The organism is Streptomyces sp. NPDC022552 (genome assembly GCF_055561875.1).
In genome coordinates this window covers 51,368-67,070 of the sequence record NZ_JBVHGJ010000007.1, presented here as the reverse complement: position 1 = coordinate 67,070, position 15,703 = coordinate 51,368, and the positions used below count along the sequence as shown (strand labels likewise).

At 70.9% G+C, this 15,703-nt stretch carries 12 protein-coding genes and 1 riboswitch; of the genes, 10 read left to right on the top strand and 2 right to left on the bottom strand.

Going from position 1 to position 15,703, the window contains the following annotated elements:
- Positions 1 to 7 precede the first annotated feature (7 nt).
- Complete coding sequence (locus ACZ3OF_RS19970; RefSeq protein ID WP_361672016.1) at positions 8 to 988, top strand: nucleoside triphosphate pyrophosphohydrolase; 981 nt, start codon at positions 8 to 10, stop codon at positions 986 to 988.
- 71 nt (positions 989 to 1,059) lie between these two features.
- Here ACZ3OF_RS19970 and ACZ3OF_RS19965 read toward each other — a convergent pair whose 3' ends face one another.
- On the bottom strand, positions 1,060 to 2,265 hold the full coding sequence (locus tag ACZ3OF_RS19965) for a globin domain-containing protein (RefSeq protein ID WP_467305920.1): 1,206 nt from the start codon (positions 2,263 to 2,265) through the stop codon (positions 1,060 to 1,062).
- A gap of 98 nt (positions 2,266 to 2,363) precedes the next feature.
- On the opposite strand from ACZ3OF_RS19965, the gene ACZ3OF_RS19960 reads away from it, so the two are divergent.
- The 9 genes from ACZ3OF_RS19960 (at position 2,364) to ACZ3OF_RS19920 (ending at position 12,865) form a co-directional block, all read left to right on the top strand.
- On the top strand, positions 2,364 to 3,617 hold the full coding sequence (locus ACZ3OF_RS19960; RefSeq protein ID WP_361672022.1) for a cytochrome P450 family protein: 1,254 nt from the start codon (positions 2,364 to 2,366) through the stop codon (positions 3,615 to 3,617).
- 194 nt (positions 3,618 to 3,811) lie between these two features.
- Entirely contained in the window at positions 3,812 to 4,726 is a 915-nt protein-coding gene (locus ACZ3OF_RS19955; RefSeq protein ID WP_467305917.1) for a transglycosylase family protein, read from the top strand.
- A 259-nt stretch (positions 4,727 to 4,985) separates the two neighbouring features.
- A riboswitch (cyclic di-AMP (ydaO/yuaA leader) is annotated at positions 4,986 to 5,161 on the top strand.
- A gap of 3 nt (positions 5,162 to 5,164) precedes the next feature.
- A complete protein-coding gene (locus tag ACZ3OF_RS19950; RefSeq protein WP_361672027.1) occupies positions 5,165 to 5,854 on the top strand; it encodes a transglycosylase family protein in 690 nt (229 codons plus the stop codon).
- A gap of 373 nt (positions 5,855 to 6,227) precedes the next feature.
- Positions 6,228 to 7,514 carry a phosphopyruvate hydratase gene (eno, locus tag ACZ3OF_RS19945; protein ID WP_361672029.1) on the top strand — a complete coding sequence of 429 codons (1,287 nt, stop codon included), beginning with the start codon at positions 6,228 to 6,230 and terminating at the stop codon, positions 7,512 to 7,514.
- 106 nt (positions 7,515 to 7,620) lie between these two features.
- A complete protein-coding gene (locus ACZ3OF_RS19940) occupies positions 7,621 to 8,094 on the top strand; it encodes an FtsB family cell division protein (protein ID WP_361672031.1) in 474 nt (157 codons plus the stop codon).
- Positions 8,095 to 8,190: 96 nt separating this feature from the next.
- Positions 8,191 to 8,730 (top strand): DUF501 domain-containing protein, encoded by a 540-nt coding sequence (locus ACZ3OF_RS19935; protein ID WP_391801028.1) that lies wholly within the window; start codon positions 8,191 to 8,193, stop codon positions 8,728 to 8,730.
- Entirely contained in the window at positions 8,727 to 9,641 is a 915-nt protein-coding gene (locus ACZ3OF_RS19930; protein ID WP_361672035.1) for a Ppx/GppA phosphatase family protein, read from the top strand. Before ACZ3OF_RS19935 ends, ACZ3OF_RS19930 begins: the two co-directional genes overlap by 4 nt.
- Positions 9,642 to 10,010: 369 nt before the next feature.
- Entirely contained in the window at positions 10,011 to 11,390 is a 1,380-nt protein-coding gene (locus tag ACZ3OF_RS19925) for an NAD(P)/FAD-dependent oxidoreductase (protein WP_361672038.1), read from the top strand.
- A gap of 176 nt (positions 11,391 to 11,566) precedes the next feature.
- Positions 11,567 to 12,865: a cyclopropane-fatty-acyl-phospholipid synthase family protein gene (locus tag ACZ3OF_RS19920; RefSeq protein ID WP_361672040.1), complete on the top strand. Its 1,299-nt coding sequence runs from the start codon at positions 11,567 to 11,569 to the stop codon at positions 12,863 to 12,865.
- A gap of 63 nt (positions 12,866 to 12,928) precedes the next feature.
- Here the strand turns inward: ACZ3OF_RS19920 and ACZ3OF_RS19915 are convergent, their stop codons facing one another.
- Positions 12,929 to 15,466, bottom strand: a complete 2,538-nt coding sequence (locus ACZ3OF_RS19915; protein ID WP_467305910.1) for an ABC transporter permease — start codon at positions 15,464 to 15,466, stop codon at positions 12,929 to 12,931.
- Positions 15,467 to 15,703: the final 237 nt, after the last annotated feature.

Sequence of the window (15,703 nt, the reverse complement as noted above, 5' to 3'; positions counted from 1 at the left end):
TCGAAGGGTGAACGCTGAATCACCCGTCGAGCCCGGCCGTATCGTCCTGCTCACCGCCAGCCACCGCGTGGCGCCCGGACTGCTGTCCTGGCCCGCGTGGCAGGCGCTGCACGGCGCCGACCGGGTGCTGTGCGCCGACGAACACCACCCGCAGCTGCCGTATCTGCGCGAGGCCGGGGTCGCCGTCGAGCACGCCCGCCCCGCCGCGCAGGACCTCGTCGACGCGTGCGCCGGGGGCCGGACCGTCGTCGTCCTGCCCTCCGGCGAGGGCGACCAGGCGCTCACCGACGGGCTCGCCCGGCTGGCCGGCTCGGGCCGCGTGACGATGCCCGACCTGGAGCTGCTGCCCGGCTCGTACGACCTGCCCGGCGCCCGCCTCCTCGACCTGGTGCAGGTCATGGACCGGATCAGGCGCGAGTGCCCGTGGTCCTCGCGCCAGAGCCACAAGGGACTCGCCAAGTACGGCATCGAGGAGGCGTACGAACTCGTCGAGGCGATCGAGGAGGGCGACCGCGACGAGCTGCGGGAGGAGCTCGGGGACGTCCTGCTCCAGGTCGTCTTCCACGCGCGGATCGCGGAGGAGGACGAGGAGGAACCGTTCTCCGTCGACGACGTCGCCGGGACGATCGTGGAGAAGCTGATCCACCGCCACCCGCACGTCTTCGGCGACGCCAAGGCCGAGACGCCGGAAGAGGTCAAGGAGCACTGGCTGCGCACCAAGGCGATCGAGAAGCAGCGCGACTCGGTCACCGACGGGGTGCCGCTCGGTCAGCCCGGCCTCGCGCTCGCCGCGAAGCTGGCGGGCCGGGTGCGGACGGCGGGCCTGGACGTCGAGCTGCCGAAGGGCGAGGGGATCGGCTACGAGCTGCTCGATCTCGCGGCACGGGCCGAGACGTCCGGCGTCGACCCGGAGGCGGCCCTGCGCGCGGCCGCCCGCGTCTACCGCGACACGATCCTCGCGGCGGAGGCCGCCCTCAGGACGGCGTGATCGCAGGGAGCACGGGGGCCACCGGGACACGCGAGAGCACCGGGAGCACCCGGGCGCCGGCCGGGCCCTGATCAGGGGTGGTGCGGTGCCCGTGCCGCCGGGTCGTGCCAGGGGACTTCCGGGGGGTCGATGAACCACTCCGCCGTGCCGATCCGGCGGGTGCCGAAGCCGGCCACGGCCGGCAGGCGGTCGTGGTGGACGCGTGCAGCGCCCAGGTGGTCGAGGACCGGCAGGGCCTCCGCGAGGAAGCCGGGCGGGCCCGCCAGATACACGTCGTGGGCCGGCCAGTTGCCACAGGTGTACAGCGCGTGGAGCAGCCGCTCGGTCGCCTGGTCGCGGGGGTGGCGGGGCGCGGAGGTGATGTACGTGACGTGCAGCCCGGGTATCCGTTCCCTCAGGCGCTCGGCGTCCTCCTTCCCGTACAGGTACTCCTTCGCGCGCGCGACGAGGAAGAGCCGGGCCTCGACGTCCTCCGGCCTCTCCGCCACCTCTTCGAGGAGCGCCTTGACGGGCGCCCAGCCGGTCCCGGCCGCGATGTAGCTGCGCGGGACCGACGGCGCGGTCCGCGCGGTCAGCGCGCCGCCGGGCGCGCTCAGCCGCAGCCACTCGCCCTCCCGCGTGTCGTCGACGAGCGCCGTGCTCATCGCACCGCCCGGGATGCGGCTGACGTGCAGGTCCACCGTCCCGTCCGCGCGGACGGCGTTGGCCAGGGAGTACGTCCGCCACACCCGGGGGACCCGCAGCGAGCTGACGCCGACGTACTGCCCGGGCCGATGGGCGAAGGGGCGGCGCGGTTTCAGGGTGAGGACCGCCAGGTCCTCACCGAGCAGCTTGCGCCGGACGACGACGGCGTCCCACCACGCCGGCTGCCCCTCGGCCTCGGCCTGGTCGGCGCCTCGCATCATGAGCTCGGCGACGTACCCGTACGCCTCGGTCCACGCCTTCTCGGCCTCGACGGTCCAGGCGGCCCCGGCGGCGTGGGCGAAGGCGGCGGTGAGGCTGGAGCCGAGGGCGGCGTAGAGCGGGGGCGTGGCCAGGAACTTGCGGTGGTCGCGTCCCAGATGGGCGAGGTACTCCGGCAGCCCGGGGTCCTCCAGGTGGGTCACGACATGGGTGAGCGCGGCGAAGAGCCGGTTGCGCTGCGCCCGCATGTCCTCGGGGAAGAGCTCGCGGACGCCCGGGTTGTGCCAGAACAGATGGGAGTAGAAGAAGGTGACGGCATGTTCGGCCCGCCGCTCGACGACGGCGAACGTGCTTCTGAGTAACTGGGCATCCACGCGGGAGAATCTAGGCCACGCGCCTTCACAGGACGATCACATCTGGGGGACCGGTCGGCCCGGAGGCCGGCGCGACGCCGACCTTGTACCGTCTCAGGGTGAGTACGCCCCCCGCCCAGCCCCCCGCTCCCGACCTCTTCACCTGGGAGTTCGCGACCGATCCGTACCCCGCCTACGCCTGGCTGCGCGAGCACGCGCCCGTGCACCGGGCGAAGCTGCCCAGCGGGGTCGAGGCCTGGCTGGTGACGCGGTACGCGGACGCCCGGCAGGCCCTCGCCGACCAGCGGCTGTCGAAGAACCCGGCGCACCACGACGAGCCCGCGCACGCCAAGGGGAAGACGGGGATCCCGGGGGAGCGCAAGGCCGAGCTGATGACACATCTGCTCAATATCGACCCACCCGACCACACCCGGCTGCGGCGGCTGGTCTCCAAGGCGTTCACCCCGCGCCGGGTCGCCGAGTTCGCTCCCCGGGTGCAGGAGCTGACGGACCGGCTGATCGACTCCTTCGCGGCGAAGGGCGAGGCCGACCTCATCCACGAGTTCGCCTTCCCGCTGCCCATCTACGCGATCTGCGACCTGCTGGGCGTACCGCCCGAGGACCAGGACGACTTCCGGGACTGGGCCGGGATGATGATCCGGCACGGCGGAGGGCCGCGCGGCGGGGTGGCACGGTCGGTCAAGAAGATGCGCGGATATCTGGCGGAGCTGATCCACCGCAAGCGGCTCGATCCCGGCGACGACCTGATCTCGGGGCTCATCAAGGCCTCCGACCACGGCGAGCACCTCACCGAGAACGAGGCCGCCGCGATGGCCTTCATCCTGCTCTTCGCCGGTTTCGAGACGACGGTCAACCTGGTGGGCAACGGGGTCTACGCCCTGCTGCGCAATCCCGGTCAGCGCGAGCGGCTCCAGGCCTCGCTCGCGGCGGGGGAGCGCGGACTCCTGGAGACCGGTGTGGAGGAGCTGCTGCGATACGACGGCCCGGTGGAGCTGGCGACCTGGCGGTACGCCATGGAGCCGCTGACGATCGGCGGGCAGGAGATCCCGGCGGGCGACCCGGTCCTCGTGGTGCTGGCCGCCGCCGACCGGGACCCGGCGCGCTTCGACGAGCCGGACACGCTCGATCTGTCCCGGCGCGACAACCAGCACCTCGGCTACGGGCACGGCATCCACTACTGCATCGGCGCACCGCTCGCCCGGCTCGAAGGGCAGATCGCGCTCGCGACGCTGCTGACTCGCCTGCCGGACCTACGACTTGCCGCGGATCCGGCCGATCTGCGGTGGCGCGGAGGGCTCATCATGCGGGGATTGCGCACGCTTCCGGTCGAGTTCTCCCCTTTGGGTGGCTGACGGATCGTCAAGACTGTGACTTTCGCGTGATCTCCGCTGCATCGACTTGTTACTGACGTTCGAATGCCGCTACGTTCACCGTCACCTCAGCAGTCACGCGAAAGGCCCTCCCCATGCGCTCCGGGAACGGACGACACCGCAGACCCCGCCAGGCCCCCGCCATCGTTGTCGCCGCAGGCGTGACGGGATCGGCCTTGGCGCTTCCCCTCCTCGGCGCGGGCTCGGCGTCCGCCGCCGACGCCGCCACCTGGGACCGGGTCGCCGAGTGCGAGTCGGGCGGCCTGTGGAGCGCCCACTTCGGCAACGGGCTCTACGGCGGACTCCAGTTCACCCAGGAGAGCTGGGAGCGGCACGGCGGCCTCGCGTACGCGACCAGTGCGGACCTCGCCAGCCGCGCCCAGCAGATCGCGGTGGCGGAGAAGGCGTTCGCCGCGGGCGACACGCAGTGGGCCACCTGCGCCCCGATCGCCGGGCTGACGAACGACGGCGCCACGCCCGATGTCGACCCGGGCCCGGCCGTGAAGCCGGCGGAGCCCACGGGTCCCCTCCCGGAGTCGAACCGGACCGCGGGCCTTCCGGCCGGATCCGAGACGGCGTCCCCCGAGGCCGACATCCCCGAGACCACCTCGCGGGGGAACGACAGGTCGACCGCGACGCCCGAGACGTCCGGCACGCCCACCGCGCCGACCGCTCCGTCGAGCCCGGGCACCGGGAAGCACCGCGGTGACGCAGCCCCGGAGGAGTCGGTCAATCCGGGCAAGGGTGGCGAAAAGGGTCGGCATGCCTCGCCGACCGATTCCCCGACCGACGCGCCGACTGACATCCCGGCACCTGGCGCGGACGCCGGTGCGGATGCGGCAGATCAGGGCAACCAGGGCAGTAAGGGCAACCCGGACAACACGGCTGCTCAGGACATCGCTGACGCGATCGGTGAATACACCGTCAAGCCGGGCGACAACCTCTCGGTGATCGCCCAGCAGAACGAACTCCCGGGCGGCTGGGGCGCCCTCTATGACGCCAACCGCTCGACGGTGGGTGCCGATCCGGACCTCATCCTCCCTGGCCAGAGCCTCGACCTCAGCCTCGGGTCGACCGCGAACCAGGGATAGTTCGGGGCCGTATGTCCGGTTCTGCGCCAGTGAGACATGGGTCTCTTTGTCTCAACTGGCGCTTCCCGTCCGCAAACTCTGCTTCCGTCACCTCTCACCTGCGTAAATACCCTTCGTCCCGAGGCAAGTAGGGATGATTTGTCCGACCTGGGCCTCTTTGAACTTCCCCCGGGTCTGTGTCTACGGTCAGGACCGCTCGCCACCGCGGGCCCCGTCGACCGAATCGCCGAATCCTGCCGTCGGCCGATGGGAACAGTCGTCGCGTCAAGCGCCGTAGGCAGGAGCGGGGGACCCAAGGTAAGTGCCGCCCCCGGCCGTTGAGACAGACGGCCGACGGACCGGCTTGGGGTGAAGCCGCGCGCAAGGTCGCGCGGCCGGGCAACTCACATGGCCCGAACCCGACAGCTCACCTCGCAGGCGTCGGTGAGGAGAAGTTCCATGCTGTTTTCCACCAAGGGCAAACACCGTCGTCCCTCCAAGGCCACCCGCGCCGTCGCCCTCGCCGGTGTCGCCGGTGTCGCCGTCGCCGCCCCGCTGATGACCGCCGGGTCCGCCTCGGCCGCCACGGCCTCCGAGTGGGACACCGTCGCCCAGTGCGAGTCCGGTGGCAACTGGTCCATCAACACCGGCAACGGCTACTACGGCGGCCTGCAGTTCTCCGCCTCCACCTGGGCCGCCTACGGTGGCACCGCGTACGCCGCGACCGCCGACCAGGCCTCGAAGTCGCAGCAGATCACCATCGCCGAGAAGGTCCTCGCCGGCCAGGGCAAGGGTGCCTGGCCGAGCTGTGGTGTCGGCCTCTCCAGCGCCGCCTACACCGGCGGTGCCGCCGAGACCGCGCCGGCCGCCCCGAAGCAGCAGGAGCGTCAGGCCGAGCAGCCGACGACCCGCAGCGAGACGCGGACCGCCCCGAAGAAGGCCGAGTCCAAGAAGACCGTCACCACCCCGACCGGCAAGAAGGTCAAGAAGGGTGACGGCGAGTACAAGGTCGTCGCCGGTGACACTCTGAGCACCATCGCCGCCGCCCACGACGTCAAGGGCGGCTGGGCGAAGCTCTTCGAGCTCAACAAGGACGTCGTCGAGGACGCCGACCTGATCTACCCGGGCCAGCAGCTTCACCTGAAGTGAGCCCCGCGGCTCGCGTGAGTCCGGCGGCTCACGCGAGTCCGACGACCCTCCCGCGGTGACCACCCCGGTCCGGAGCGTTCTTCCCCCGTACGCTCCGGGCCGGGGTTCCGCGTTCCCGGAGCCAGGGGCCCTGTCAGGCCGGGGTGAGGGCCCCGGCGACGGCCCGGCGGCGGCCCGGAAAGAGGACCGCTCGGGGTTACCGCCGAGTAGTTCTGGGGGTCTTTGGCCCCAGATGCATGCCCTTGGGTCCTTTTTCGTCCCAGGGGGCGGGCGCCCGGCCGACGGGAGCCCTGGAGCCGGTTAGGCTCTTGTCGCAAGGCCAAAGCGACCCTGCACCGCAAGCGTCACATCTAGCGTCACATCCCAGAAGGAGATGCTCGTGCCGTCCATCGACGTCGTCGTAGCCCGGGAAATCCTGGACTCCCGAGGCAACCCCACGGTCGAGGTCGAGGTCGGCCTCGACGACGGCAGCACCGGCCGTGCTGCTGTTCCGTCCGGTGCCTCCACCGGTGCCTTCGAGGCCATTGAGCTCCGTGACGGAGACAAGAACCGCTACCAGGGCAAGGGCGTCGAGAAGGCCGTCCTCGCCGTGATCGAGCAGATCGGCCCGGAGCTCGTCGGCTACGACGCCACCGAGCAGCGCCTCATCGACCAGGCCATGTTCGACCTGGACGCCACGGACAACAAGGCCTCCCTCGGCGCCAACGCCATCCTCGGTGTCTCCCTCGCCGTCGCGCACGCCGCGTCCGAGGCCTCCGACCTCCCGCTCTTCCGCTACCTCGGCGGCCCGAACGCGCACCTGCTGCCCGTTCCGATGATGAACATCCTGAACGGCGGCTCGCACGCCGACTCCAACGTGGACATCCAGGAGTTCATGATCGCGCCGATCGGCGCGGAGTCCTTCTCCGAGGCCCTGCGCTGGGGCACCGAGGTCTACCACACCCTCAAGTCCGTCCTGAAGACCAAGGGCCTGTCCACCGGCCTCGGCGACGAGGGCGGCTTCGCCCCGAACCTGGACTCCAACCGTGAGGCGCTCGACCTCATCCTGGAGGCCATCAAGCAGGCCGGTTACGTCCCGGGCAAGGACATCGCGCTCGCGCTCGACGTCGCCGCGTCCGAGTTCTACAAGGACGGCTCGTACGAGTTCGAGGGCAAGTCCCGCTCGGCCGCCGAGATGACCGAGTACTACGAGGAGCTCGTCTCCGCGTACCCGCTGGTCTCCATCGAGGACCCGCTGTTCGAGGACGACTGGGCCGGCTGGAAGGTCCTCACCGACAAGCTGGGCTCCAAGGTCCAGATCGTCGGCGACGACCTGTTCGTCACCAACCCGGAGCGCCTGGCCCGCGGCATCGAGGACGGCGCCGCCAACGCCCTGCTCGTCAAGGTCAACCAGATCGGTTCGCTGACCGAGACCCTGGACGCCGTCGAGCTGGCCCAGCGCAACGGCTTCAAGTGCATGATGTCGCACCGCTCCGGTGAGACCGAGGACGTCACCATCGCCGACCTCGCCGTCGCCACCAACTGCGGCCAGATCAAGACCGGCGCCCCGGCCCGCTCCGAGCGCGTCGCCAAGTACAACCAGCTCCTGCGCATCGAGGAGATCCTCGACGACGCGGCCGTCTACGCCGGCCGCAGCGCCTTCCCGCGCTTCAAGGGCTGATCAGCTGATCCCGGGGAACCCTCGGTTACGTACGTCCCCGCACCCGGTCCCGTACCGTGTGCGGGGACGCACTTGTTACGGGACGACACAGGGGAGGCGACAGGAGATGGCCGCGAAGGACCGGGACCGGTTCTCCACCGCGACCAGGATCAGGTTGCTCGGCGAGCAGACCGCCGCCCGTGTCTACCGCTCCCAGACCCGCCGTCAGGCCCGCCGCTCCCGGCTCACCGGCCGGGCCGCCTTCCTCGCCCTGGTGGTCTGCTCGCTGGTCGTCGCGCTCGCGTACCCCATGCGCCAGTACGTCTCCCAGCGCGGCGAGATCGCCGAGCAGGAGCGCCAGGCCGCCGACGCCGCCGCGCGCGTCGAGGAGCTGCGGGACGAGAAGGCCCGCCTCCAGGACCCCGCCTACGTCCGCCGGCTGGCCCGGGAGCACCTCCACTACGTGATGCCCGGCGAGACCGGCTTCACCCTGAACGACCCCGAGGCCGAGCGCGCCCGGCGCACCGAGCAGGGCGCCGCCGAGCACCCCTGGTACTCCGACCTCTGGGACGGCGTCGACCGCGCGGACGCGCGCCGCTAGCGCGCGCGACCCGCACACCGGAGCCGACCCGTACCGAAGCAGACCTCCCCACCGACCGCCCCCGACGACACTCCGACGAGAAGACAAGACGTAACGATGGAAACGCCCCCTCCGCAGACCGCACGCACCGAGCCGACCGAGGCGGACGTCGCCGCCTTCGAGCAGCAGCTCGGCCGCCCGCCCCGGGGTCTGCGCGCCATCGCGCACCGCTGCCCCTGCGGCAACCCGGACGTCGTCGAGACCGCGCCGCGGCTCCCGGACGGCACCCCGTTCCCCACGACGTACTACCTGACCTGCCCCCGCGCGGCCTCCGCGATCGGCACGCTCGAGGCCAACGGGGTCATGAAGGAGATGCAGGCCCGGCTCTCCACCGACCCGGAGCTCGCCGCCGCCTACCGGGCCGCGCACGAGGACTACATCGCCCGCCGTGACGCCATCGAGGTCCTCGAGGGCTTCCCGAGCGCCGGTGGCATGCCCGACCGCGTGAAGTGCCTGCACGTCCTCGTCGGCCACTCGCTGGCCGCGGGACCGGGCGTGAACCCGCTGGGCGACGAGGCGATCGCGATGCTGCCGGAGTGGTGGGCCAAGGGCCCCTGCGTCACGCCGTGCACGGACGAGAAGGAGTCGGCGGAGTGACCCGGGTCGCGGGCATCGACTGCGGTACGAACTCCATCCGCCTGCTGGTCGCCGACGTCCACCCCGAGACCGGTGAGCTGATCGAGCTGGACCGGCGGATGACGATCGTCCGGCTCGGGCAGGGCGTCGACCGGACCGGCCGCCTCGCGCCCGAGGCGCTGGAGCGGACCTTCGCCGCCTGCCGTGAGTACGCCGCCGTCATCAAGGAACTGGGCGCCGAGAGGCTTCGCTTCGTGGCCACCTCCGCCTCCCGTGACGCCGAGAACCGCGACGAGTTCGTGCGGGGCGTCCTGGACATCCTGGGCGTCGAGCCCGAGGTGATCACCGGCGACCAGGAGGCCGAGTTCTCCTTCACCGGAGCCACGGGCGAGCTGCACGGCACCGAGACGTACCTGGTCGTGGACATCGGCGGCGGCTCGACCGAGTTCGTCGTCGGCAACAAGCACGTCGAGGCCGCCCGGTCCGTCGACATCGGCTGCGTACGGCTCACCGAGCGCCATGTCCGCAGCGATCCGCCTGCCGCCGAGGAGGTCGCCGCGATCCGCGCCGACATCCGGGCCGCGCTCGACCTGGCCGAGGAGACCGTCCCGATCCGTTCGGCCGAGACCCTGGTCGGGCTCGCGGGCTCCGTCACCACGGTCGCCGCGATCGCGCTGGGGCTCGAGGAGTACGACTCGGAGCGGATCCACCACTCCCGTGTCCCGTACGAGAAGGTCGCGGAGATCGCCGGGTCGCTGCTGGGCTCCACGCACGCCGAGCGCGCCGCGATCACCGTGATGCACCCGGGGCGGGTCGACGTCATCGTCGCCGGGGCGCTCGTCCTGCTGGAGATCATGGAGCGGACCGGGGCCCGTGAGGTCGTCGTCAGCGAGCACGACATCCTCGACGGAATCGCACTGTCCGTGGCATAACGGGCACACGGCGACGCGTCCGGAATCGGTCCGCCGAGAAAGTTCGTGAAGTTCTTCACAAGGAAAAGGGCCCTGATGGGGGCTGTGGAGGGCCATTGGGGCCTCCAACACCCCTGTCGGGGCTCTTTCGTAGGCGGGGAGCCCGGTTCGCTCGATGTTTCCATCGTGTGAATGCACCCCGTGGTTCCGCGTTAACGGGGGCTCTCCGGGCCAGTTCAGTAGGGGTGAACAACGTTCACCCCTGCATCCTGGTTCCTTTGCACGACCATGACCTGGGTCACGTGGGCGGCGGAGTGTAGCAGAGGTACCCGAAGAGCTTGTGAAGGGGCGCACGAGCGACCCCCCTGGGAGGGGTGGATACTCGGATGCATGAGCACCACGGAGCGTCCCAGGATCCTCGTAGTAGGCGGTGGGTACGTAGGCCTGTACGCAGCTCGACGCATCCTCAAGAAGATGCGTTATGCGGAAGCGACCGTCACGGTCGTCGACCCGCGCTCGTACATGACGTACCAGCCCTTCCTCCCCGAAGCCGCCGCAGGCAGCATCTCCCCGCGCCACGTCGTCGTCCCGCTGCGACGCGTCGTGCGCGGAGCCGAGGTGCTCACCGGTCGCGTCACCAGCATCGACCAGGACCGCAAGGTCGCCACGATCGCGCCGCTCGTCGGCGAGGCGTACGACCTGCCGTTCGACTACCTGGTCATCGCGATGGGCGCGGTCTCCCGTACCTTCCCGATCCCCGGCCTGGCCGAGCAGGGCATCGGCATGAAGGGCGTGGAGGAGGCCATCGGCCTCCGCAACCACGTCCTGGAGCAGCTCGACAAGGCCGACTCCACGACCAACGAGGAGGTCCGCCGCAAGGCGCTGACCTTCGTCTTCGTGGGCGGCGGCTTCGCCGGCGCGGAGACCATCGGCGAGGTCGAGGACATGGCCCGCGACGCGGCGAAGTACTACACCAACGTGAAGCGCGAGGACATGCGCTTCATCCTGGTCGACGCCGCCGACAAGATCCTTCCCGAGGTCGGCCCGGAGCTGGGCCGCTGGGGCAAGGAGCACCTCGAGGGCCGCGGTGTCGAGATCTACCTCTCGACGTCCATGGACTCGTGCGTCGACGGCCACGTCGTGCTGAAGAACGGCCTCGAGGTCGACTCCAACACGATCGTGTGGACCGCCGGCGTCAAGCCCAACCCGGCGCTCTCCCGCTTCGGCCTCCCGCTCGGCCCGCGCGGCCACGTGGACGCCCAGCCGACCCTCCAGGTCACCGGCACCGACTACATCTGGACCGCCGGCGACAACGCCCAGGTCCCGGACCTCGCCGCCCGCAAGGCCGGCGTGGAGAACGCCTGGTGCCCGCCGAACGCCCAGCACGCGCTGCGTCAGGCGAAGGTCCTCGGCGACAACGTGGTCTCCGGCATGCGGGGCTTCCCGCAGAAGGAGTACTCGCACTCCAACAAGGGCGCTGTGGCGGGCCTCGGCCTCCACAAGGGCGTCGCCATGATCGTCATGGGCAAGATGAAGATCAAGCTCAAGGGCCGGCTCGCCTGGTACATGCACCGTGGCTACCACGGCATGGCCGTGCCGACCTGGAACCGCAAGATCCGCGTCTTCGCCGACTGGACCCTCGCGATGTTCCTGAAGCGTGAGGTCGTCTCCCTCGGTGCCATGGAGACGCCGCGCGAGGAGTTCTACGAGGCGGCCAAGCCCGCCCCGGCTCCCGCCACCCCGGCGCAGGAGAAGGCCAAGGCCTCCTGACGCGCTGACAGCAGGACCCGACGTTCACCGAAAGGGCCGTCCGCCATCCGTGGTGCGGACGGCCCTTTCGCGTGTTTTGCGGAGTCGTTGTGCGGCGGCGGGACTGTTTTCGCCTACGGACGGTGTTTACGTGGTGACGAGCATTTCTGGGGCACGACATCACGGAGGTGTGCACCATGGCCGACGCCGCATTGCGGCTGACCACTCTCGCGGAGGATCTGCTGGGGTCCCCGCTCCCGGTGCGGCTGCGAGCCTGGGACGGCAGCGAAGCCGGCCCCGCGGACGGCCCCGTTCTGATCGTCCGGGAGCGGCGCGCCCTGCGCCGGCTGCTGTGGAAGCCCGGCGAACTGGGCCTCGCACGGGCCTGGGTGGCCGGTGAGATCGACGTCGAGGGCGATCTCTACGAGGTCCTGGACCGGCTCGCGGGGCTGCTCTGGGAGCGGGGCGAGGGGACCAGGAGCGCCCTGGAGTCCGTACGCGACCCGAAGCTGCGGGCCGCCGCGGCGGCGTTCCTGAAGCTGGCCGGGCCGCTGCCGCCCCCGGCGCCGCCCGCCGAGGAGGTGCGCCGGCGCACCGGGTCGCGGCACAGCAAGCACCGCGACAAACAGGCGATCAGCCACCACTACGACGTGGGCAACGACTTCTACGCGCTGGTCCTCGGGCCGTCGATGGTCTACTCGTGCGCGTACTGGACCGAGGGCGGGACCCTGGAGGACGCCCAGCGCGACAAACTGGACCTCATCGCCCGCAAGCTGAACCTGAAGGAGGGCGACCGGCTCCTCGACGTCGGCTGCGGCTGGGGCTCGATGGCCATGCACGCGGCCCGCGAGTACGGCGCCCAGGTCGTCGGCATCACCCTCTCCCGCGAGCAGGCCCTCTACGCCCGCAAGCGGATCGCCGAGGAGGGCCTGACGGACCGGATCGAGATCCGGGTCCAGGACTACCGGGACGTCAAGGACGGGCCGTACGACGCGATTTCGTCCATCGGCATGGCCGAGCACGTCGGCGAGGCCCGCTACCGCGAGTACGCCGACGTACTGCACGCCCTGCTCAAGCCCGGCGGGCGGCTGCTCAACCACCAGATCTCCCGCCGCCCCGAGCCGGACGAGGAGGCCTACCAGGTCGACGCCTTCATCGACGCGTACGTCTTCCCCGACGGCGAACTCGCCCCGATGGGACGCACGCTGACGACGCTGGAGGACGCCGGCTTCGAGGTGCGCGACGTCGAGGCCATCCGCGAGCACTACGCCCTGACGCTGCGCCGCTGGGTGGCCAACCTGGAGAGCGACTGGGCGAGAGCCGTACGGAGCACCTCGCCGGGCCGGGCGCGGATCTGGCGGCTCTACATGGCGGCCTCCGCGGTCTCCTTCGAGCGCAACCGGATCGGCGTGAACCAGTTCCTCGCCGTGAAGACGCCGGAGTCGGGCACCTCGGGCGTGGCGCTGCGGCCGCGGGTGTGGAACGAGGAGGCGTAACCGTGGGAACGGCGAAGGGCCGGACTCCCGTGGGGGAGCCCGGCCCTTCGCTTCGAGGCGCCGCTACTCGGTCTTGATGGCCGTCAGCATGTTCAGCCTCGCCGCGCTGCGGGCCGGCCACAGGGAGGCCAGCACGCCGACCAGTCCGGCCAGGACCAGGAAGATCCCGATCCGGTCCCAGGGCAGGACCAGTGCGTAGCCCGGCAGGCTGTTCTTGAACGTCTCGCCGATCGCCCAGCCCAGGAACGAGCCGAGACCGATGCCGACCACCGCGCCGAAGAGCGAGATGACCACGGCCTCCAGACGGACCATCCGCTTCACGCGGCGCCGGTCGAGACCGATCGCCCGCAGCATGCCGATCTCCTGCTGACGCTCGAAGACGGACATGGCCAGGGTGTTGACGACGCCCAGGATCGCGATGATCAGGGCCATAGCCAGCAGGCCGTACATGATGTTCAGGAGCAGGTTGATCTGGCCGCCGAACAGGTCACGGATGTCCTTCTGGTCCATGACGGTGATGGCCGGGTTGTCGCCCATGGCCTTCGCCAGCGCCTTGTCGTTGGCCGCCGAGGAGCCGCCGTCCATCGAGACGAAGATCTGCGGGATGTAGGACTGCTGCTCGTGGGCGGTGACGATCTTCGCGTCGATGACGACCGGCGAGACGAACTCGCTGTCCTCGAAGATCGCGCCGACCGTCAGATTCCCCTTCTTCTTGTCCCCGAACTCGACCGGCAGCGTGTCGCCGACCTTCCAGCCCTGCTTGGTCGCGGTCTTCTCGGCGATCGCGATCCGGCCCTCGCCCAGCGAGCCGAGCGAGCCCTTCACGGTGTTGAGCTTGATGAGCTTCTCGATGTCGCCGGGGGTGACACCGGAGGCCGAGACGTCCTTGCCCTTGAGCGTGAACCAGCCGGCCAGCTGCGGCGAGACGGCGGTGGCGCCCGGCGTCTTCCTGATCGCCTCGAGGGCCGACGCGTCCAGGCCGTCACCCGCGCCGTCGGCCATGGTGATCATGTAGTCGGCCCGGATCTGATCCGTCGTCATCTTGTCCAGGGCCGCGCCGACGGTCGTACCGAGCACGGTCAGACCGGTGACCAGGGTCAGACCGATGGCGAGCGCGGAGGCGGTGGCGCCGGTACGGCGCGGGTTGCGGACCGCGTTGAGGCCGGCGAGCTTGCCGGAGACCCCGAAGAGACCCACGAACAGCGGACGGATCAGGGCGATCACCGGGCGGGAGAGCAGCGGGATCAGCACGATCACACCGATGAGGGTGGTGAACGCACCGCCCGCGATGAACATCCGGCCGTCGTCGCCGCCCTTGCCGGCGCCGAGCACGATCAGGACCGCGCCGAGCGCGGTGATCGCGGCGCCGATGGAGTTGCGGACCACCAGGGACTTGGTCGTCGCGGCGGCGTGGACGCTGCTCATGGCGGCGACCGGCGGGATCTTGGCGGCGCGGCGGCCGGGCAGCCAGGCGGCGAACATGGTGATCAGGACACCGACGCCGAGCGCGGCGACGAGCGGGGTCGCACCGAGGACCAGCGGGCCGCCCGGAACCTTCAGGTCGAAGGCGTTCATGCCCGCGCGGAGCCCCACGGCGAGCGCGATGCCCAGGCCGTAGCCGACGGCAGAGGCCACCAGGCCCACCAGACCGGCCTCGGCGAGGACGGAGCGGGTGATCTGCTTGCGCGAGGCACCGACGGCGCGCATCAGCGCGAGCTCCTTGGTGCGCTGGGCGACCAGCATGGTGAAGGTGTTGGCGATCAGGAAGACGCCGACGAAGAGGGCGATGCCGGCGAAGCCGAGCAGCACCTGCTTCAGCGCGCCGAGCCCGGCCTCGATGTCCTTGGCCTGCTGGTCGGCGAGCGCCTGGCCGGTCTGGGCCGTGGCGGCCTTCGGGACGACCTTCAGGACCTCGTCCAGGAGCTTGTCGGCGTCGGTGCCGGGGGCGGCGACGACGATGGCGTCCCGGTAGAAGCCCGGCTTCACGTACTGCTTCTGCGCGACGGTGTTGTCGAAGAGGACCAGGCTGCCGCCGGCGCTGACCGCGCCGTCGTCCGTGGTGAAGATGCCCGAGAGGGTGTACTCCTTCACCGGGCCGTTGGTGGCGACGCGGACGGTGTCACCGACCTTGTAGCCGCCCTTGGCCGCGGTCTCCTTGTCCAGGGCGATCTGGCCGTCCTGGAGCGGGCCCGCGCCCTGGGTGAAGTCGTACGCCCGGTCCTTGCCGTCGGCGCCCGGGGCGAAGTTGGTGCCCTTGTTCGACCAGCCGACGCCGATCAGCTTGCCGTTCTTGTCGGGCACGCCGGCGAAGCCGTCGACCCGGCCGGTGACGGAGGTGACGCCGTCGAGCTTCTCGATGCGGTCGATCACGGCCTGGGAGAGGCCGGGCGTCTTCGCGGCCTCCTCCTGGCTCGGGTAGAGGTTCACGGCGACGGCGACGTCGTCGTAGCTCTTCGCGGACTGGTTGCGGAAGGCCTGGGAGAGGGTGTCGGTGAAGACCAGGGTGCCGGAGACGAAGGCGACGCCGAGCATGACGGCGAGCACGGTCATCAGCAGCCGGGCCTTGTGCGCGAGCACGTTGCGCAAGGCGGTACGGAACATGTGTGTGTCCTGGGGTGGTGGCCGGCGCCTGCGGGGCGGGCCGGGAGGGAGAGGGCTGGAAGGGCGGGGGCGCACGCGGCCGGAGGCCGTTCACCGGTCGCCGCCGGGGTGCCGGGGTGCCCGGCGTCGGGCGCCGGTACGTTTCGCCCGCGGGCGGGGGCGTCGGTCGGCGTGACGTTTCGCCGCGCGGGCGGGGCGTCGGGGCCGGGGCCCGGGCGGCGCGGCGGCGCCGCTGCC

Excerpts from the sequence above, each read along its gene's own strand:
- eno (WP_361672029.1), top strand. The coding sequence starts at position 6,228 with ATGCTCGTGCCGTCCATCGACGTCGTCGTAGCCCGGGAAATCCTGGAC.
- ACZ3OF_RS19935 (WP_391801028.1), top strand. The coding sequence starts at position 8,191 with ATGGAAACGCCCCCTCCGCAGACCGCACGCACCGAGCCGACCGAGGCG.
- ACZ3OF_RS19925 (WP_361672038.1), top strand. The coding sequence starts at position 10,011 with ATGAGCACCACGGAGCGTCCCAGGATCCTCGTAGTAGGCGGTGGGTAC.
- ACZ3OF_RS19940 (WP_361672031.1), top strand. The coding sequence starts at position 7,621 with ATGGCCGCGAAGGACCGGGACCGGTTCTCCACCGCGACCAGGATCAGG.
- ACZ3OF_RS19950 (WP_361672027.1), top strand. The coding sequence starts at position 5,165 with ATGCTGTTTTCCACCAAGGGCAAACACCGTCGTCCCTCCAAGGCCACC.
- ACZ3OF_RS19920 (WP_361672040.1), top strand. The coding sequence starts at position 11,567 with ATGGCCGACGCCGCATTGCGGCTGACCACTCTCGCGGAGGATCTGCTG.
- ACZ3OF_RS19915 (WP_467305910.1), bottom strand. The coding sequence starts at position 15,466 with ATGTTCCGTACCGCCTTGCGCAACGTGCTCGCGCACAAGGCCCGGCTG.